Here is a 19,139-nt window from a genome sequence, read left to right as displayed (position 1 = left end):
CTATCTATATGCCGCCGGGCTGTTCATCCCACGAAAGCCTGTCTAACAGGCGCGGCGTGGGAGCATGGCTGCGGACTTTCAGCAACGGGCTAAAACTTTCAACCGTCTCAACCAATAATGTTGTTGCGTCGTCCAGGCGCTGAACTTTACCGCTAAAAATTAAAAACCGTGATGACCGAAACACAGATTTATATTTATCGTAAACATCAGGTCTAAGTACGGTATCAATGGTGCCTAATTCATCTTCTAAAGTAATAAAACCAAAGCCTTTGGCCGGCGGTGGCCGCTGGTCAACCAATAAGATACCTGCAACCGTGACCATTTTATTTTTCATAACTTTTTTTAACAGCTGCGAATTAAGCGCCGGCAAATGCGCAATTTCAAGACGCAAGTGTTTCATTAAACTTCCGTCTAAACTGTAGCCAAGCATCCGGTAATCTACGTTGGCCGCTTCAAGCGCTGTCATCGGCGTAAAAGTACTGACGTTATTATCTAATTTTGTATCTTCATCAAAGAGCGAAAGCTGCTTTAAATCATTTTTTTTACCCAGCAAATTCTTAAACTCAATCGATTTCCAGAAAGAGTGCCGACGATCCAAACCAAAACATGAAAAAGCATTGGCAATGGATAAATTATCCAGCACATTTCTGTTAAAGCCGCTGCGGGTGACAAAATCTTCGATAGAATCAAAAGGCTTTTGCGCGCGCGAAGACAACATCTGATCAAAATCATCGCGGTTAATCTGCGCCACATTTCGAAATCCCATACGAATAGTTTTTGGCCCTTCTAAAGTGGCATCCCACATAGAGCGGTTCGGGTGAATCGGCAGCACATTAACCCCGCTGTTGCGCTTAGCTTCATTGATTAAAAAATCAATCCGGTAAAACCCCATCGGCTGAGAATTAATCAGCGCACATAAGTACTCGGTCGGGTAATGCGCTTTTAAAAAAGCTGATTTAAACGCCAATGCACCGTAAGATGCCGCATGCGCCTCGGGAAAACCATAGCTTGCAAACCCCTGTGTGCGGTCTAAAATATTTTTGGCCAATTCTTCTTTAATGCCGTTTTTAATCAGCGCATGGTAAAGTTTTTCACCCTCTTGATGAACGCTGTTGGCGCTGCGCTCTTTACCCAGTGAGCGTCTGAGTTTATCGGCCTCAACTGTGGTAAATCCACAGACATCCATCGCCATTTGCATAATTTGATCCGGAAACATCGCCACCCCATGAGTGCGCCCGAGAATCTTATCCATCGCAGCATTGCCGCTGCGAAATGGCTGGCCCTGCTTGGCCGCTCTGCGCCCGTTTAAATAACTGCGGCTCATCCCCCCCTTAGACATGCTCGGCCGGATCAGCGCTACCTGAATGGTCATCTCATAGGGAGTTGACGGCTTAGTGTGCGGGAGCGAGTTCATCTGAGCGCGCGATTCAATCTGAAAACACCCGGCGGTTTCTGCTTTTTGAATAAGTTCGTACGTTCTTTTATCGTTAACCGGAATATCTCGCCAGTCTTTACCGATATAATCGCTGGCTTTTCTGATCACCGTTAAAAAACCGATGGATAAAATATCCATCTTCATCATACCCAGGGTTTCTAAGTCATGTTTATCAAACTGCACGATCGTGCGCCCGTCCATGGCCGCAGGCTCAACAGGCACGGTTTCAACCAACGGCTCATTGGTGATCACAAAGCCACCCGAATGCGTGCCGATATGGCGGGGAAAATCCGCGATATCGGTGAGCAGCTTTTTCAAGTGCACTTCTCTGTGAGCGTACTTTCCGGCTAACTCAGAAAATCTGGATTTAACCACATCTGCTTTTAGTGTGCCGACATCAACGCCGATGGCTTTACAGATTTCGCGGTAGGCGCCTACGGCTTTGTAAGTGTGAACCGCAGCCACCATCGCCGCACGGTCACGGCCATAGCGGCTGTATATGCCTTGAATCACTTCTTCACGACGTTCGTGTTCAAAATCAACGTCGATATCCGGCGGATCAGGTCTGGCATCGTTGGCAAAGCGGTCAAATAATAAATTGGCCGAAATCGGTTCGACCGCTGTGATCCCCAGTGAGTAACACACGATTGAACTGGCCGCCGAACCCCGCCCCTGAAAGACGATCTTTTTTTCGCGCGCCTCTTTTAAAATATCGTGCATCGTCAAAAAATAATCTTCTTCGCCGCGCTTTTTAAAAAAATTTAGTTCTTTTCTGATCTGTGTATCGATCTGCTGGGTAATTAAACCTTTATATTTTTTTTGCGCCCCCGCAAACACCAATTCTTCTAAATACGAACTTTTAGTGTGCCCTGCCGGTACGGCTTCTTCGGGGTAAGTGTATTTAAGTTCGGCCAATGAAAATGTGCAGCTTTCAGCAATCCGCAGGGTGTTGATCAGGGCCTCGGGTAAATCCGAAAACAGCGCCTTCATCTGAAAAGCTGATTTTAAATACCGTTCTTCATTGCGAAATAACTTAAAGCCCGCCGTATCTAAGGTTTTGCCTTCGCGGATGGCGACCAGGCAATCCTGCAAAAAGCGGCGCTCTGGATCGTGGTAATGCACATCATTGGTGGCCACCAGCTTTAAAGCAAACTGTTCACTGATTGTCAGTGCCTGGGCAGAACGCCTGTGATCGTTACCATCTAAATAACGGCAGACCGCCACATAGGTATCAGCAGAAAATAAGTCTTTATAAAAATTAAAATCATTTTTTAAATCGTTTTTTAAAATGCAGACCAGTTCATTCTTATCATAAAACCGGCGCACCAGAAATTTAAGTTCATCCTGGGTAATATAACCTTCACCTTTAAGTTTACCGGCGTGCACCTGGGTGATGATTCGGCAAAGCAGAGCCCAGCCTTTGCGGGTTTTCGCGATTAAATGAATTGATGGTTTATCTTTAACCACAATCTCTGCGCCGCAAATTAATTTTACCGCAGGTGCATGATCGCGCACCCACTCATAGGCCCGCGGTAAACCGTAGACACCGTTAATATCAGACAGGCCTATGGCCGGCATGCCCAGGCTGACTGCGCGGCTGACATATTCTCTGGTATCAGAGGCGCCGCGCAGAAAAGAAAAATTTGATTTACATAAAAGTTCAACAAACATCTGATCACCCGAAATAACCATGCATAAAGTACTGTTGGTCACGGGTTTCAAAAACAAATATTTTCTGGTTGTTTTCCAGTTCCACATGATAATAGTTTCGCTCAAAAGTATTGGTAAATTTAGGATCCGGTTTTTCATACCAGCCACCCGAAATACGCTCGACATCACAATCCCAGTGCAGAATTTTAAATCTTTTCGATTTAATGTACACAAAACCTGCCGTAATTTCTATTTTCACCGGCCGGGGCAAAATATAAGTCGGACGCTCACGCAAAGATTCTAAGATTAATTCTTCATCCTCTGTTTCAATTTGTTTATGTGACCCACCGAAAATCTTTGCAAACGACTTTTCCGGGCGGGCATCCTGCAACAGCTTGGCCTGAAACAAACTGTTTTTACCGCGCAGTTCTGCCAGATAATTATGAAGCGCAGTTAAACCTTCTTTTTTTTCTTCGTCGTTATTAAAAATATTTTTCTGTGCCCCGGTAAAGGCCATCATGCCCACGACCTGGGTTTCGATCTGTTCAATCGGTGATTTGACCGGATCTTTTTCAAAATACCGCATCAACCGCTCTTTAATAATGCGCAACGTGCCTTTGGTTTGTGTCTGCGGCGAATAAAATTCAAATTCGAAGGGCTTAACCGGTTTTGGTTCTTCAGAACTTTTCTCGCAGGTGATAATAACTTTAAGACGCGTTAAACTTTTTTCTCTGGCACGCAGACGTAAAAAAATCTGATCCAGCTGAGTTTTTAGTTCAAATAAAATCGGATCCAGCTCGCCGTAAAATTCAAAATACGGAAACTGCTTAATCTCAGTTATTTTTTCTTCTGGCTTCCACAGCGGCCAGCTGATAAAGGCTTCCTGCCGCACCCGCTGGTAACAATGCCGGCCGGTAACGCCGTATCTGGAGATCAGTTCTGCGACCGGAATTTTTTTAAAATCACCTAAAGTTCTGATTCCTAAGTGAAAAAAGCTATCAATCATTTTTTGCACCTGCTTTGCCAAGGCCGGATCGCGCTCAAACGGATCTGCAAAAATCTGCAGTGCCTGCAAAGGTAAATCATCAATCCGCGCTCTCTGGTACTGAGCCAGCGCCAGCGTATCAGTGATATCTGAACCTAACGTAATACGGCCTTTAAGTTTAAACCGGCGCAAGATAACCTGCGCACGGGCCAGAAAACTTTCTTCTTTAAATAATCGTTTCGACTTTCCAATTTCTATGAAAATCGCTTCATCTTTCTTGGTGCAAATCTGGGGGCTAAATCTTAAAAAATGTTCTGCAATCTTAGAAGCCGGTGCGTCTTTTCCGAAATACACGCAAGCAACCCGCACTTTATGTTCCTCCTCCATATTTTTGCCGAACGATTTCTACTTTAAATTCATCATCTGCATCGTTAATGTCTAATTGCAGTGACACGGGCCAGGCCTGTGAAAACTGCTTTTGCTGCGGCAACAGAAAAACCGTCGCCTGCGCTTTACCTGCCAACAAGTGCAGGCGCTGCAACGACCGAACATCGTTAAATTGCTGTGGCGACACGATAAAGGGGTACTGCGCACTTTCTAAGGTGCGATGCAAGACTTTTTGTAAGTCGTCGCCACAATCTACAAACAGAATTCTTTTTAGATCAATTCCGCGCTGCCTGATCGCCAAGGGGCTTATGCGCTGTTCTTTCTCGCACCAGAAAATATAGTCTGCCGGATGCATGCGAAAAAACGCGAGCAGCCATTCGGTGCGTGCATTACCTAACAGCTCGCAGATAATCCCCTGCGCTACACCGACTTGCATGCCGGGTGCTGCGCGGAGAGTTCTGTCAATCTGGGCATTGCCGCCGATTTCAAGCCGTAACCGATGTAAGACTTCTGCTGTCGCCATAAATTAAGAAATAAATGGGATATTGACGGCAGTCAAAGAATATGTAAATAATATGTAAATATAGACGAAAGGGCTAAGAACTTAAAAGTATTTACCGTTTTCAAAATAATCTGTTTTGGGCAGATCAAAAAAAACAACCGCAATATACTGCGCTTGCGTTAATTCATAAACAAGCTCTGTGGTTTTTTTTGCCGCACCGGCTTTTATCTCGTGGCCACGGTCAAACCAGTGAATCTCAATCATCGGATCACCTTCACCGTCCGGCACAGGCTGGCCATTACGGTAAAACACAGTATTGATTTTTTCGACCGTGAAATTATCTTCTGCAGTCGACATCATCTGCCCCAGTTCTTTTGGTAGACGCTGACTTAAAATTCTAACATTGGCTTCAGTTAAATTACGGGTACGAATATGTGGCATAGCCATTAGAATACATTTAACTGCCAGCAATTCACGAAAAATATGAAAAAAGCATAAAAATCCGATTAAATAAGTTTGTATTTTTTTGCAGACTCGAATTGAAGCAGTCTTAACAATTTATTTATCAGCCCTGCTTTTTCTTTTAAAATAAAAGAAGAAACCAAAGGATGGCTTTTGATGTATTACGAAGAATCCCGGCATTTACTTATTGCAAAGATCAACGTAATTACCGAGGCAAAAAAGCATACTGTATTATCCGAGACTTTTTCCCAGAATGATATGCGGCTTAAATATCCGCTGCCGCAGGAATTTCTGAATCAGAAAAATCCGATTATCTTTCAGATCGTCTATTCAAGTCCTGTAAAGACGTATATTTTTAACGTGCTCGGCACCGCCCGTGCCGACTCTCCGATGACCGTGGTCTTCGCGCCGCAATCCTTAAATGTCATTCACCAGTTTTTGGCTGATGTGATCCCCAAAAAAAAGCTCCCTGCATCGTAAAGCCGGCGCTACGGCTTAGGTCGTAACATCGTGCAATTTATGGTTACACGCTAATTTTATTCGCTGCTTATTTCGATCTGGCAAAAACTGGCCTGCGTCTGTTTAAGAAAATATCTGAAAATTTATAGATAAACTCCGGAGGGTTTCATGACGTCAAGATTGCTGACTGCGATCGCATTGCTAATATTTACTAATACTTCTTTTGCTGAAGAATCCACACGCGAGATCGTGGTGCCGCCACAGATCCAAAACCGCTTAGACTTTAAAGCCAATGTCGCAAACACGCTTAGAGATTACATCACTCCACAAGAAAAAATAGCAGCCAGAGCCAAATACAGTCACATTGATCCGACCAAAATGATTCCAACAAAATTACGCGAAGATGCGCTGGCCTACTTTGATGCCAATAAAAAGAATTTTGCCAATCAAAGTTATATCGCGATTATTAACTTTTCGGCGCACTCGTCTAAGCCCAGATTTTACTTAGTCAATATGACTTCTGGCAAAGTCCAGGCTTATCGTACCGCCCACGGTAAAGGCTCTGATACCAACAACGATGGCTACGCCGAACGTTTCAGCAATACCTCAGGGTCTGAGATGTCGTCGCTTGGGTATTACCGTGTGGCCGAAACTTACAACGGTAAATACGGCTACTCGGTTAGACTTGACGGTTTATCATCAACTAATTCAAAAGCCCGGGCGCGCGCCATCGTAATCCACCCGGCTCCTTATGTCAGTGAATCTAGTGGCCGTGCCGGTCGCAGCTGGGGTTGCCCGGCTTTAGATGGCAAATACAGCGCTGGTATTATTTCAGCGCTAAAAAACGGCGCGATGTTATATGCTAATTTGAATAAGTGATTGCTCTCTATCTTCTTCAAAAAACAACTCAATGTGCTGCTCACGTAATGCAGTAAATACGTCCGCTTGCGTTGCCTGCGGCACAGAGATCTTGGTTTTCCAAGATTTAAAATGGGTTGGTCTGTGAAAATCACTGCTCGCTATCACTGCGAGGCCTGAGCTTAACACATGATCAAAAATTCTCTGGCGGTAATTTACTTCCCACAGGTCAATCAGGTGACCCAGCTCTTTCTGGTTTTCCCATAGCTGTAAAGTCTGAAACTCAAAATCGCCGGTTTTAAACGGATGCGCTGCGATCGTTAGGGCCTGTTGTGTTTTAGCTTGTTGTAAGATTTTAGTAATCTCTAAATCAGGATCAATGTATTCAGTAGTGCCTAACACCAACACATGGGCTCCGTGCGAATTAATAAAAGAGTTTTTCGTGATTTCAAAACCTGGAATCAGCAGCATGCCATACTCTCTTCTGGCACGCGCCTGTTCCCGCATTAAAGTCTCTATATACTGCGGAAATTTTTCCGGGGTGAGGCTTAGTCTAAGTCTTCTGCTGACAAAACCGATAGCACCGCGGCTTTCGCATAGGTGATCGGTCACAGCAATCACGCCATAACCATTTTGCCCGTAAAGATCGACGATCTCAGCTACCGACAACTGCCCGTCGCTAAAATTACTGTGAATATGCAGGTCAGCTTTTAAGGCTTTCATTGTTACGAAAATCTTAAAATATTTTTTTAAATTGTGATTTTAAGATTTGGTTAATAGTCTGGGGTTAACCAAATCCTGACAAAAAACTAAGGATCAATAATCCGCGCAATACCGCCCAGGCCGTTTTGGGTAATCGGAAAAATAATTGAGTTTTGCACCGGATCCCAGGCCATCGAATAACCATCGCAAGCAATCGTATCACTTGGCCAGAATAGCTGGGTCTCATTCGATGTATTTAAATTGTATTTATAAACCCGGCCCCCTGAACAGTAATACACATACGGAACCGTTGCTTTAACGATATAATAAAACGACTGCGCCCCGCGCGGAAGATTTACTAAATCGCCGATATTGCCACCAGTCACCGCGGTGCGGATTAAACTGCTGCCGATGTGGTTGATTAACCAACGGCTATTGGCACTGTCCCATTGCGCTTTGGTGAACGGATTAAAATTCGCAGGGGCACGGCAATTAGCCAGCACACTGCCGGCGGCACAGCTGTTTAATGAAGCCACATTTAACCCCAAAAGGCCGGCAAAGTGCGTTTGCGTTCCGTCACTGACACTAAATAATTTAATCATCGAATTGACTTCGGTAGTGCCGTTCCATTGGTGAAAGGTACGCATGAGCTGAGTGCCGTTATAACCCATTGGTCCTTGGGCATAACCAGAAAGCGATATCTGGTCTCCGGGTAAGCCATCGGCGGTGGTGTAATCTGTACCGCCGCCACCGGCGATATCTGTCCAAAGACCGGTGGCGCGCGTAAGTCGGGCCAGCCTGCCGCCGCCCCGATTATAAAATACATCTCCGGTCGGAGCATCGACGACCATCGGATAGGTGGCGCCCCAGTATTTAACGGTGATCGGCTGGCTGACTGCGGGTTGCGTGGTATTTGGTGCCGCATCTGTCCCGGTACCAGCAACAAGACTGATGTTGCCACCAGGGATAAATTCACGAATACGATATTCATTGTTATCGACTAAAATAATTCTTCCGTCGGAGGCTCGATCAATCCAGAACACACGGCCCAAACGCGCCGACGTAGCCTTAGAGCCATCCCCGTAGGCCATCGACTGCCCAAATAGAGTTTTAACTTTGTTAGAAGCATCAATCACACGAATACGGTTACGATCGATAAAATAGATTTGTCCCACCGGGCTGACATACATATCGTTGGTATCCACAGAACATGCTAAAGCATCAGTGCCATCGTCACACTGCCCTTTGGTTCCGGTCCCAAGTACTCGCACCCACGAGTTCGTGTTGGGGTCATACCGATGAATCCCGTTATTGCCGAAGTGGTCAACGTTGTACATCACGCCACTCATGGCAGTGACCGTGTTATCTTCTGTCCAGTAATTGATAAACGGAATATGTGGCGGATCAACGCCCCCGTGCACCGGATTATAAGTCACACTGCGCGGGCTGTGTCCGCCCGTGGTCGGAATAATCGAACGCGAACGGATTTTTAAAACCGTAGATGTTTCCGGATCAAACATAATCCCGAAATTATAAATCGAATAGGTGGCCGGATCAAAACCGGCATCTTCGAGTGAACCTGTCCCTGAAGGCGTAATGATATAAACTCTTTGATCAGCGGCATTGTAATAACGGACTTTTGCCCCGGCATTACGTGAACGGATAAAATCATCGTTGATCTGAAACCAGATATTACCATTGGGCAGGACAGTAAATAACATATATTCAAAACTGCCACTGATCGGATTGATCTGAAATTGACTTGCCAGCGTACCATTGGCGTTGGAATTACCGCCGCCGATAAGTGTAGATATCTGACCGGTAGTAAAATCAATTTTTCTGATTAAATCATAATCGTAAATAAGTAAATTTTCTGAAGCATCTAACACCATCTTGATCGGGTTTTTTAAGGTTGCTGACTCAACCGGGCCGTTGGTTGCACTTCCGGTGATCGGCATATAGAGTTTTAACAAACCGTCATAGGGATTAATGCGCAACAATCCGCGCGCATCTAAGATATAGACATTACCATCACTGCGAACCACAAAACGCGATACACCGGTGTTATTGGTGCCCACCGCATTACGGGTGTTCAAAATGGCCGTGTTGGCACTGCCGTTTAATCCTAAATCGGTATTACCGGCAATGATCGAAAACGGTGTGGTGTTATTTGGCGGTGCTGAGGCATAGCTGATAAGGCCCGTAGAATCAGTCACACCCACCCGGATTTTAAAGTACGTCGAATACGGTGAACCATTGGTCCAGCGGTAACAACCGGTGCTGTTTACATCAAGCGTACAGCCTGCGCCTTGCGCGTTGGCAATACCGCTTACGACCGAAGAAAAATTTTGCTCATCGGTAGTGAATGAAATAGTTATTGCATTGCCAGGAAGAGCAATGTCATCACTGGCATGCCATTTAATGTAGGCCGACTGCCCTGCCGGAATAAATAGATCGGCCTCTGAAACCGGATTGGCCGGCGTATCCGAATTTGTGGCCATCACGTTTTTGATATCCGGAGCCTGCGGCGGCGTATAGGTGGTATCAAACTTATCAATGCCGATCGTGCCTGACGAAGAATTGGTTAACGTTGAAATCGCACCGGCTTCACTTTTAACCCAGGCAAACACCGAGTAAGTGGCCTGCACGTAACCGATACTGAAATTAAAATTATTAAAGTTAATGGTCGTAGCCGGCATAATCGGCGGATTAACACCATCGATGGCTTTCCAGCAGGCATCATTTTTTGCCGGATCGTTCGGCGCCGGGGTGCCGATCTGTGATTTTAAACAAAAGCTGTTAATTTTTAAATTGGCGTGCGATGCAGCCAGCTGCACTTTGACCACGTTGGAATCCGTAGCCGTAACGCCGCCGTCTAGACTTAGTGCGACCATATCTGGCTTAATGGTGTTTACTCGTAAAGTAATACTTGAAGTTGGCAGATTTTCATTTTGCCAGGCACCGACAAAATTTTTTCCGATCACACACACCGTAAAAAAATCATCAACTGTCATCGCCGGTGGCGTAAAATAAAAATTAGTCGCGATTGATTCTTCGGGGGCTGCAAGCAGACTTGCACCCACACCGGGCGAGTTACACGTCCCCGAAGTGATCAGCACAGCTTTATAGGCGATAATTCCGGGGCCACCGACAGTGACATAGCGCTGGTGGGTTTCGTTACTGGGCGTGGCACCGATGCCGGCAGAGTTAACCGAGGCAAATACCGGATAGATTGATCTTTTCCAGAATGCCATATTCGGCAAAAAAGCATTGCCGAAGAAACCGTGCAGTAAAAATAATGTGATTAAAACCGTGCGCATCATCATTGAAAATCTACAACTTGCGCCACAAAGACAAAGTTATTGGCCCGCAAGAAAGAATAAACCATCGGGTTTCCGGTCGATGAAAATTTCTGCCCTGCTGGGTATTTAAATGCCGTAACTGCCGTACCACCCGAACCGCCGTAAGCATGAGTGGTGCCGGTAAACTCGACGATACATCCGTTTGGTGCAACAACGACTAACGAGTAGCTGCTGCCTTCAAACATTGAAAATAAATTTGCGGTCAGTGTGTTTCCCGGACAGGTCGAAAACGTAACATACTGGGTGTTACCGGTGGCAAAATCAACAGCGTTGCCGGCCGGATTAACCAGTGGTGAACCCATTGAAGTTTTAACCTGGCCTTGCACATCTAATTTCGCAGCCGGTGTGGTTGTACCGATACCGACAGCACCGCCAGAAGTAACAGAGATACGTGTCACATTACCCGTCATGATTCCAAAATCATGACCAGTTTCAGTACCGACTAAACCGACACCTCCGTAATTTTGGGGATAACCGCCGTATCCATTTGGCACTAAACTATGACTGTAAACACCTGTTGTCACCGACACGCCATCTGTCGCATTGGTGGCCACGATTTTTGAGTGTGAGACACCATGCACATCAAGTACCCGACCCCATCCATTTAATGTTGATGGCGTGGTTGTTCCGATCCCTACGTTACCACTCATGTAATTAATCGTTGCTCCACTAGTCGTCCACTGGGTAGCCGATGTTGCCTGCGCCGGCGTGTAACCTAAAGCAGCTGTAACATCACTCATCGCTAGCTGCGCACCACTCACCACACGGCCTTTACCATCAACTGTTACTTTCGTGTACTGTGTACCTGATATGACGCCTGCTTGGTTCGCTAACCTACTATCGGCAATTATGCCGGTTGCCGAAGCTGAACCTAAATCTATACTATTTGCTATGGCAAAAGTGCCTAAACCAAGATTCGCGCGCGCAGTCGTAATCGAAGTTAAATCACTTAAATTGTTTGTGCGTAACACATAACTTGATAATGCCGATGCCGACGCCGGTGTATAACCAAGCGCTGAAACTACCGCCGCCGAAGTATTGTTCATCTTATTATTAAACGTCAAATAATCAGAATTTGAAATTAAACCCGCAGTCACAGAACCTGCCGATGCTAACGGAATATTTAACGTATGCACTCCATTTGTTGTTACAATATTTGGTGTTGTACCGGTAAAGCCATGCGCAAAACTTTGTGTGCCTGATGTTGAACCATTTATTGACTGTAATCCTGCCCCACTTAGACCAAACGCCGTCCAGCTTGTGCCATTACAAAATTCAACAGCACCCGCATTATAACGAAGTGTCCCCGCAAAACTCACCGCACAGGCCGAAGCTTCCATACTGATCCGCACACCGCCCGCTACATCTAAACGGGTCACCGGAGCTATCGTGCCGATACCGATATTACCATCATTTTCGATGCGCATTCGCTCAGACCGAGCAGTTGAACTGTTAGGTGTCGTCGCAAAAACAATACGACTGCCCCAAGCCGTATCCGTAAAGTTTTCGGCAGCTTTAAATTCTATTGCCGCTGTATTACCTGAGAACTGTGATTGGCCAAAACCACGGGCCGCAATTAATGCCAAACGACTATTTGTTGTTACAGCCATTGGACTCGACACACTTCCTCGCGCTGAACCCAACCACACTTGCGTAGCAGTCGTATCACTGTAAGTGTCAATTTTTAACCCATTGGTGGTATATCCTTGTGATGGTCCAACAAGATGTAGCAGCTCGGCCGGACTAGATGTGCCGATACCCACACCATTGCCCGAATAATAAATATTTGATCCCGCTGTCGTCCACTGTGAAGAGGTAATTGCGCCCATCGATGTTGCTAAACCATCAATCGCAGAACTCATTATTGTTGCCGATGAAGATAAATTGTTTATTGTGGTCGTTAACACGGTACCCGAAGCAACTGTCGCTGCCATATCGGCTGACGATAGTGGTGTATAACCTAACGCAGCGACAATCGCTGCAGCGCTTGTCGCTGCAGGAACACAACTAAAACTTCCACCGTTAAAACGAAGTGCTTCGCTGGCATTACAGTTGAGTCCGGATAAAGTCGTATACTCGACAAATGCCGTATCAGCTTTATTATTTAAGGTTTTAGCGTTATTGGCAGAATTGGCGTACATGGCATAAGGTACTGTGTTGATCGTCATCGCCGGTAAAGTCTGCCAACCACTGCCGTCATTAAACTGCATAACAACACGTCTGACATCATTTGGCCCCGGTAAATACACACCGGCATTCTGACAGGCCATTGACGGTGTTGAGTTATCAAAAATGGACTGAAAGGTCTGGGTCGTTGCACTGCTCGGAAAGCTGATCGCGCCGTTACCTAAGGCAAACGAAATTAATCCACCCGTATTCTGCATATTGATCGCAGCGTAATCTTCAACATATAAAATACAGCTACCTACCGTATCTAAAACGGTAAACCTGAAATTTACGCTGGTTGATTGTAACGGGTACCCGTCTGGTTTTACGATTTTAGCCTGATAGGTGGTTCGCCCGTTCATAGCCGCAGCCGTCGCGGCAAACACGAGCACACACACAAACACCAGAATACGTCCCATACTTTGACCATTCATGCAGAACTTATCGACGCTTACCGGAGTAAACTAAAGGCAAACGCCTCAAACTGAAACACAAATTTTAAACAATTTTTTAATGAAATATATGCTCTTTAAGAATTCATTTTTCAGATAATAACAAATAAAAAGCGAGGCAATCAGCCCCGCGGTTTAAGCCGCCTTTGAAAACGAACTTAAATACTGGGTGCGACGAAGGTTTTCTTGTTCTTCAAAAGATTTCATTTCATCTAAGTAGTAAAAATCAGTGGTGTTTGTTTTAAAGAAGGCCTGTTTTAATAACGTAAACCATTTTTTCATAACAATCTCCTAGGTCTAGTATCGTCGGGTTTTTCTGGGTTTTAAAGAGCAAGTTTTAAAGTATTACTTTACGCCACTTATGGTATTAATATATAATACTTTTCACGGAGGATCGTCTCGCAATAAGGCAATGTTTACATGGAATCAAACACCAGTTTAATTATCGAAAATTTAAAATCGCACTTAAAACTGCGCGGCCTCACTTACGCCGATCTGGCCAAGGTGTGGAAGCTTTCGGTATCCAGCACTAAACGTGTAATGGCTTCGAATGATATTTCACTTTCAAAAATCGAAAGCGCCTGTGCGCTGATGCATATTTCAGTCGGCGATTTTTTACAGCAAGTTCCGTTTCAGAAAAATTCTGAGCTGTATTACCTGACCCCGGATCAGGAAAACAAACTGGTTAAAGACCCCGAAGCACTTCATTATTTTTTACTGATCGAAGATGGCTTTAGCCCGACCGAAATAATTCGCGACTACACGGTGACTGCCGAAAAGAACATCCGCATCTTAAATTTGCTGGAGAAATGGCAGCTGCTTGAAATCGTCGGAAAAAACCGCATTAAAAGAACGTTTGCCGGCCAGTTACGCTTTCGCAAAGACGGCCCGTTAGGTAAACATCTTGAAAGCTTAATGAAAACCAAATTTTTTGAAACCCAGTTTAACCAAAACGATGATTTTTTTACGTTTTTAAATTTAACCTTTACCCCGGGCGGCCCGCAAAAACTCAGACAAAAACTATTACAGCTCAGCAAAGACCTAGTGGCTGAATCCGAAAACCACCGCAACCATCCCAATGCGAGTGAATTTGGTTTAGTGATCGGTCTCAGACCGTGGGAGTCGCCGTTTACCAAAGCCTTTAGCAAACGCAGAAAACAAAACTAAGTACCAACTTACCCCGACTCTATTGGATCCACGAATTGCAGTAATATTCCGAATCGAACTCACAGGAGGCAAAATGGAAGAACGCGGAATTATCGCAACGATTATCATCGGATTTATTGCAGGTGTCATGGCCAGATTTTTAAAACCCGGCAACGATAAAATGGGCTGGTTTATGACCGCGGTACTTGGTGTAGCCGGTGCTTTTGTCGGCTCATGGCTTGGCCAGGCCTTCGGTATTTACGGCCCAAATGAACGCGCAGGCTTTATCGGTGCAGTTGCCGGTGCGATTGTGGTTCTTGCAATTGTCGGAATGTTAACCAAGAAAAAAGCGATCACTTAAAAGCCTTGTGACAGGCCCAGGGCTTTACTGTCAAAAATCTATACATTGAGTTTGTAAATTCACCGGTGTAAACAGCTAAATTCATTCTCATAAACCATTTCTATGGCACAAACATCGCAACAGAAATGACTTATGCAAAACTTCACACGCTTTTTACCGGTGTTAATGTTAACTTTTTCTGCTTTGGCTGCGACGGCGGCCCCGATGTCGTTATACATTGAACTGGATCAGAAACTTAAGCGCAGTGAAACACAAAAAGCACGCGTGATCGCAAAAGGTAACGGTAAACTTAAAGAAATCCCCGAAGTGGCCAGATTGCGTGTTTACTCACGCGCAGTTCTTAGCGGCGAATGGGAAGCACTGTTAAATGCCGGCCGCGAAACTGAGTTTGCCCTAACCTTAGGTAAAAACAAAATTCCCAAAATCTTAGATACCTTAAACGAACAGGGCCTGCTTGCCGAAGCCGTGCGCTTGAGCAAAGCCTTTGACCTGCACCCGATGCATATCCTGGGGCCGATCATCGGCGAAAATTCATTTAACGGTGCCATAGATAAAACCATTCAGGACAGTTTTGCCCAGATGTTTAATGAATCTGATTTTAAAACGATGTCGGCCCGCATGAAAATGATCGCCGAAGACGAACGCACCGCTGGCTGTAACGATTTAAAAGTTTCTAATTACTGGAAGTGGCGCTGCATCTTGCACAACTCTCCGTACTTAGCCAACGGGTCAAACCGCGACTTTATTTTCTGGTTCTACCAGATTTCAAAAAAAGGTGTTGGCACATTTGGCATAGGCCAGGTGCAGCCTTTTTTAATGTGGAGCATGAACGACTTAGTGATCGAAAAAACCAGATCACTTGGCTATAATTACCAGCGCTTTGACTTAACCGACATGAAAACACCGTTTAAAGTTATTTTTAACAACAAAGAAATGCTCGCCTATATCGCCGCCATGGCCCACGTATCAATTCATGTCTACAAAACAGTCGCTAACGTCGATATCAGCCAGAACCCGGGCCTGACCACTACACTTTACAATTTAGGTGATGAATACCAGCGCGCCTATTTAAGCACTGTACGCGGCGGCGATCCCCAGGTTAATTTTATGGGCTGGTATGTAAATCACTTTGAAGATGCGATAAACAATTACTTAAAAACGACCCCGCTAAAAAACTAACCCCATCGCAAAGTTTTTTATTTAAGCCTATTTGATTTTAAGCCAGCCATTTAAATGCTGGTTAATTTTTTCGATGGTCAGCGACTGTTTAAATTCGGCATCAGTTGTAAAATCGCAGTACAGATGATAATCGCGGTTACGGATCACCGAATAGCGTTGCACGGTTGTTTCTGGCAGCGTGATCTTTTCGATTTTGGTAGTAAATTTTTTCTTGGCTTTAATTACCAGTTTTTTCGGATTCAGATTTTCAATCACGCAGTAAGAACCCCCCGCATCTAACTGGGGGCCGGTTTCATACTTTCTTTTGCCAAAACGAAAGCTCATGTATTTCTGGCCCTTATCCATACTCACCGCATGGGCGATGCGCCCTTGCGCTGACTCTAAATCTTTCGGGTTATAAATCGGTAAAGTATAAACAACGTTTTTACCGGTGATATTATTGCGGGCTAAGTCTAAGACCAGTGTTTTTCCTTTTTTTAAATTCCAACCGCGCGGATGGCATTCAAAATAAGTCTTGGTACCGACACAAAGAATCTCAACCTTTACACCATTAGTGGTTTCAAAAAAGCCGGTCACGTATGAATAACGGATGGTGGCCTTTTTGTTTTCTTTATCCAGCAGGTAAACATGAAATGACCCGTCTTTATTGGCCACGACTTCAGAGAAAAATTCGCCCACATCTTTTAACTGCCCCCCGTTGGGGCCAAGATCTTCATCTTGCGAAAAAGCAAATAACGGACTTAAAGATAATACCAAGATGCAGATAATCGTTTTCATATTGATATTTTCAAAGACAAATCAGATGCGAGTCAATATGTTGTGCTTATTTTTGAGCTAACTAAGCTCGTCAACGATGGCTTCCATGGTTGATTCGATCTTTTTAACCAGGGCCGGAGCCACAAATATCGTATCATCGCCGGCAATGGTTCCTAAAATACCATCCGGTTTGGTTAAATCCAGATGATGGGCCACGAGGCTTGCCGAACCCGGAGGAGTTTTGATCACGATCATCGAGCCGTTATGTTCGATGCTGAGTAACAGCCCCTTGATTCCGCCGGTTAAAGTCGGAGACGGAGCTGCGATCATTAATTCTTCCGGTAAACGATAAACCACATCGCCGCTGGCCGAGATCGTTTTCGCCGCACCGATGCGGCGCAAATCACGCGAAACGGTGCTTTGGGTTACAGAAAAATTCTTTTTTTGTAGCGCCTCGCAAAGTTCCTCTTGGGTGCTTACAGTGCCTTCTTCTAAAAGCTTCCGAAGGATTTGTAATCTTGCGCGGGCGTCAGCTTGTGATGTGGCTGCCATGTTTTCATTTCCTCAGATGTGTAAAGTCCAGTCAACAAAGCTTTTTGCGCGTGCATGCGATTTTCGCTCTGTTGGAATAAAACTGAGCACGGATGCTCAATCATTTCGCGGGTTATTTCTTGATCCTCATGAATAGGCATACAGTGCATGATGATTGCCTTCTGTGCAGCCAATTCATAAAGTTTTGCGTTAACTTGATAGCCTGAAAACGCCTGTAGACGCTCGGCCTGCTCTTCTTCCTGACCCATAGAAGTCCAAACATCCGTGTAAATCGCATTAACTCCTGCGACCGCCTCTTGCGGGGTTTTAAATTCTTTAATCTTAGCGCCCCCCAGGTGCGCACGCTCAAACGCACGGGCTAAGATTTCAGGATTTGGTTTGTACGTTAAAGGACAAGCATAATGAACATCGACACCGACATACGGGGCTAACAACAGTAAACTGTGTAAAACGTTATTGCCGTCACCGACGTAACAAAGTTTTAAACCTTTAAGTTTACCGAAATTTTCAAGCAACGTCTGCAGATCGGCCAGGGCCTGACACGGATGATGCAGATCCGATAACCCATTGATCACCGGAATTTTAGCGTGTTTAACCATCTCCTCTAATATTTCGTGTTCAAAGGTTCTTACCATAAGACCGTCAACATACCCCTGCATGACACGGATCGTATCAGCCGGCGTTTCGGTTTTTCGCTGATTGGAATTGATTTCAAAAACATTACCTGCCAGCTGTTCAATACCCACCGAAAAGCTCATACGCGTACGCAACGACGCCTTTTCAAAAAGTAAGGCAATGGTTTTATCTTTTAAAAACGTTTGTCGTTTATGTTTTTTTAGCTCGATGGCAAAAAACAATAAATCCAGTAATTCAGACTGCGATAACTCTTCACCGGTTAAAAAATGGGGTGTTTCTACGCTAAACATAATGTACCTCGTTGCGGCACATGGTGCCGACGAAATCGCTCCAGAGACCATCATACGCCTGGGTGCCACGCAAAATTCTAACCTGCGAAACGCCATGGTTAAGCGCATCGACGACGGTCTGAACTTTCGTGTACATACCGCCGCTGACAGTGCCATTGTCGATAAGTTGTTTGAGTTGCACATAATCCGTATGCTCAATGAGTTTTTGGTTCTGATCTAAAATTCCGTTTTGATCAGTTAAAAAAATCAGTTTTTTCGCTTTTAAAGCACTGGCCATCTTAGCTGCGGCCCAGTCGGCATTGATATTAAACAATTCACCGTCTTCACCAATCCCGATCGGCGCAATAACCGGCACCACATTTTTTTCCGGCGCCAGCAAAGCTTTGATAAAGTCAGCATTCACTTCTTCAACGACCCCAACCTGGCCAAGTTCGCGGCTGGCCTGGCGGCAGTGCAATAAGTTATTCTTTGCGCCTGATAAACCAATCGCCGGCACACCGCCTTCGTTTAAGTCGGCCACAAGCTCTGCGTTAATCTGCCCGAACAAAACCGATTCAATCACATTGATCATTTCAACGCTGGTCACACGCTGGCCGTTAATAAAACTCCAGGAAATATTTCTTTTGGTTAATTCAGCGTTAATCGCAGGACCGCCGCCGTGAACCAGAACCACGTCGTAGTCATACTTACGATAATCACGTACAGTCTTAACCACCTGGCCGCGTGTTGCGGGATCAAGTAATGAAGCTCCACCTAATTTGATAACTACTAAATCTTGTCTCATCTCTGTTTTTTATCC

17 protein-coding genes are annotated in these 19,139 nt (G+C 45.1%); 5 read left to right on the top strand and 12 right to left on the bottom strand.

Going from position 1 to position 19,139, the window contains the following annotated elements; translation table 11 throughout:
* Positions 1-4 precede the first annotated feature (4 nt).
* The 4 genes from AC04MM_RS02085 to AC04MM_RS02070 form a co-directional block, all read right to left on the bottom strand.
* Positions 5-3,193, bottom strand: a complete 3,189-nt coding sequence (locus tag AC04MM_RS02085) for a DNA polymerase III subunit alpha (protein WP_475378655.1) — start codon at positions 3,191-3,193, stop codon at positions 5-7.
* Entirely contained in the window at positions 3,111-4,439 is a 1,329-nt protein-coding gene (locus AC04MM_RS02080; RefSeq protein ID WP_475378654.1) for a hypothetical protein, read from the bottom strand. Before AC04MM_RS02080 ends, AC04MM_RS02085 begins: the two co-directional genes overlap by 83 nt.
* Before the next feature lies 1 nt (position 4,440).
* Positions 4,441-4,980: a hypothetical protein gene (locus tag AC04MM_RS02075; RefSeq protein ID WP_475378653.1), complete on the bottom strand. Its 540-nt coding sequence runs from the start codon at positions 4,978-4,980 to the stop codon at positions 4,441-4,443.
* Between the two features lie 81 nt (positions 4,981-5,061).
* Positions 5,062-5,406 carry a DUF1904 family protein gene (locus tag AC04MM_RS02070; RefSeq protein ID WP_475378652.1) on the bottom strand — a complete coding sequence of 115 codons (345 nt, stop codon included), beginning with the start codon at positions 5,404-5,406 and terminating at the stop codon, positions 5,062-5,064.
* Positions 5,407-5,577: 171 nt separating this feature from the next.
* Between AC04MM_RS02070 and AC04MM_RS02065 the strand changes: the two genes are divergently transcribed.
* Complete coding sequence (locus AC04MM_RS02065; RefSeq protein ID WP_475378651.1) at positions 5,578-5,901, top strand: hypothetical protein; 324 nt, start codon at positions 5,578-5,580, stop codon at positions 5,899-5,901.
* Positions 5,902-6,048: 147 nt separating this feature from the next.
* Positions 6,049-6,759, top strand: a complete 711-nt coding sequence (locus tag AC04MM_RS02060; RefSeq protein ID WP_475378650.1) for a murein L,D-transpeptidase catalytic domain family protein — start codon at positions 6,049-6,051, stop codon at positions 6,757-6,759.
* Here the strand turns inward: AC04MM_RS02060 and AC04MM_RS02055 are convergent.
* The 4 genes from AC04MM_RS02055 to AC04MM_RS02040 form a co-directional block, all read right to left on the bottom strand.
* A complete protein-coding gene (locus AC04MM_RS02055) occupies positions 6,736-7,461 on the bottom strand; it encodes a PHP domain-containing protein (RefSeq protein ID WP_475378649.1) in 726 nt (241 codons plus the stop codon). The genes AC04MM_RS02060 and AC04MM_RS02055 overlap by 24 nt on opposite strands.
* Positions 7,462-7,547: 86 nt before the next feature.
* The gene (locus tag AC04MM_RS02050; protein WP_475378648.1) at positions 7,548-10,766 is read right to left on the bottom strand and encodes an NHL repeat-containing protein; all 3,219 of its coding nucleotides are present in this window, start codon (positions 10,764-10,766) and stop codon (positions 7,548-7,550) included.
* Positions 10,763-13,402, bottom strand: coding sequence for a hypothetical protein (locus tag AC04MM_RS02045; RefSeq protein WP_475378647.1), 2,640 nt, complete (start codon positions 13,400-13,402; stop codon positions 10,763-10,765). The genes AC04MM_RS02050 and AC04MM_RS02045 overlap by 4 nt, the downstream gene beginning before the upstream one ends.
* A 153-nt stretch (positions 13,403-13,555) precedes the next feature.
* Entirely contained in the window at positions 13,556-13,702 is a 147-nt protein-coding gene (locus AC04MM_RS02040; protein ID WP_475378646.1) for a hypothetical protein, read from the bottom strand.
* Positions 13,703-13,840: 138 nt separating this feature from the next.
* Between AC04MM_RS02040 and AC04MM_RS02035 the strand changes: the two genes are divergently transcribed.
* The 3 genes from AC04MM_RS02035 (at position 13,841) to AC04MM_RS02025 (ending at position 16,106) form a co-directional block, all read left to right on the top strand.
* Complete coding sequence (locus AC04MM_RS02035) at positions 13,841-14,587, top strand: hypothetical protein (protein WP_475378645.1); 747 nt, start codon at positions 13,841-13,843, stop codon at positions 14,585-14,587.
* A 73-nt stretch (positions 14,588-14,660) separates the two neighbouring features.
* Complete coding sequence (locus tag AC04MM_RS02030; protein WP_475378644.1) at positions 14,661-14,927, top strand: GlsB/YeaQ/YmgE family stress response membrane protein; 267 nt, start codon at positions 14,661-14,663, stop codon at positions 14,925-14,927.
* A 132-nt stretch (positions 14,928-15,059) separates the two neighbouring features.
* Positions 15,060-16,106 carry a DUF1402 family protein gene (locus tag AC04MM_RS02025; RefSeq protein ID WP_475378643.1) on the top strand — a complete coding sequence of 349 codons (1,047 nt, stop codon included), beginning with the start codon at positions 15,060-15,062 and terminating at the stop codon, positions 16,104-16,106.
* Between the two features lie 27 nt (positions 16,107-16,133).
* Here AC04MM_RS02025 and AC04MM_RS02020 read toward each other — a convergent pair whose 3' ends face one another.
* The 4 genes from AC04MM_RS02020 to argB are packed head-to-tail and all read right to left on the bottom strand — an operon-like array spanning position 16,134 to position 19,124.
* Complete coding sequence (locus tag AC04MM_RS02020) at positions 16,134-16,883, bottom strand: hypothetical protein (RefSeq protein WP_475378642.1); 750 nt, start codon at positions 16,881-16,883, stop codon at positions 16,134-16,136.
* Between the two features lie 57 nt (positions 16,884-16,940).
* Positions 16,941-17,414: an arginine repressor gene (argR, locus tag AC04MM_RS02015; RefSeq protein ID WP_475378641.1), complete on the bottom strand. Its 474-nt coding sequence runs from the start codon at positions 17,412-17,414 to the stop codon at positions 16,941-16,943.
* A complete protein-coding gene (argF, locus tag AC04MM_RS02010) occupies positions 17,354-18,340 on the bottom strand; it encodes an ornithine carbamoyltransferase (protein WP_475378640.1) in 987 nt (328 codons plus the stop codon). Before argF ends, argR begins: the two co-directional genes overlap by 61 nt.
* Positions 18,333-19,124: an acetylglutamate kinase gene (gene argB / locus AC04MM_RS02005; RefSeq protein ID WP_475378639.1), complete on the bottom strand. Its 792-nt coding sequence runs from the start codon at positions 19,122-19,124 to the stop codon at positions 18,333-18,335. The genes argF and argB overlap by 8 nt, the downstream gene beginning before the upstream one ends.
* Positions 19,125-19,139 lie beyond the last annotated feature (15 nt).

Source organism: Bdellovibrio sp. SBM16 (assembly GCF_056175625.1).
Note: the sequence above shows the minus strand (reverse complement) of the source record. Positions and strands in the feature narration are given on the sequence as shown.

Bases quoted from the DNA above. Each gene is read 5' to 3' on its own strand.
- AC04MM_RS02025 (WP_475378643.1), top strand. From the start codon at position 15,060: ATGCAAAACTTCACACGCTTTTTACCGGTGTTAATGTTAACTTTTTCT.
- AC04MM_RS02045 (WP_475378647.1), bottom strand. From the start codon at position 13,402: ATGAATGGTCAAAGTATGGGACGTATTCTGGTGTTTGTGTGTGTGCTC.
- AC04MM_RS02075 (WP_475378653.1), bottom strand. From the start codon at position 4,980: ATGGCGACAGCAGAAGTCTTACATCGGTTACGGCTTGAAATCGGCGGC.
- AC04MM_RS02035 (WP_475378645.1), top strand. From the start codon at position 13,841: ATGGAATCAAACACCAGTTTAATTATCGAAAATTTAAAATCGCACTTA.
- AC04MM_RS02020 (WP_475378642.1), bottom strand. From the start codon at position 16,883: ATGAAAACGATTATCTGCATCTTGGTATTATCTTTAAGTCCGTTATTT.
- argB (WP_475378639.1), bottom strand. From the start codon at position 19,124: ATGAGACAAGATTTAGTAGTTATCAAATTAGGTGGAGCTTCATTACTT.
- AC04MM_RS02070 (WP_475378652.1), bottom strand. From the start codon at position 5,406: ATGGCTATGCCACATATTCGTACCCGTAATTTAACTGAAGCCAATGTT.
- AC04MM_RS02040 (WP_475378646.1), bottom strand. From the start codon at position 13,702: ATGAAAAAATGGTTTACGTTATTAAAACAGGCCTTCTTTAAAACAAAC.
- AC04MM_RS02085 (WP_475378655.1), bottom strand. From the start codon at position 3,193: ATGTGGAACTGGAAAACAACCAGAAAATATTTGTTTTTGAAACCCGTG.
- AC04MM_RS02065 (WP_475378651.1), top strand. From the start codon at position 5,578: ATGTATTACGAAGAATCCCGGCATTTACTTATTGCAAAGATCAACGTA.
- argF (WP_475378640.1), bottom strand. From the start codon at position 18,340: ATGTTTAGCGTAGAAACACCCCATTTTTTAACCGGTGAAGAGTTATCG.
- AC04MM_RS02050 (WP_475378648.1), bottom strand. From the start codon at position 10,766: ATGATGATGCGCACGGTTTTAATCACATTATTTTTACTGCACGGTTTC.
- AC04MM_RS02055 (WP_475378649.1), bottom strand. From the start codon at position 7,461: ATGAAAGCCTTAAAAGCTGACCTGCATATTCACAGTAATTTTAGCGAC.
- AC04MM_RS02060 (WP_475378650.1), top strand. From the start codon at position 6,049: ATGACGTCAAGATTGCTGACTGCGATCGCATTGCTAATATTTACTAAT.
- AC04MM_RS02030 (WP_475378644.1), top strand. From the start codon at position 14,661: ATGGAAGAACGCGGAATTATCGCAACGATTATCATCGGATTTATTGCA.
- argR (WP_475378641.1), bottom strand. From the start codon at position 17,414: ATGGCAGCCACATCACAAGCTGACGCCCGCGCAAGATTACAAATCCTT.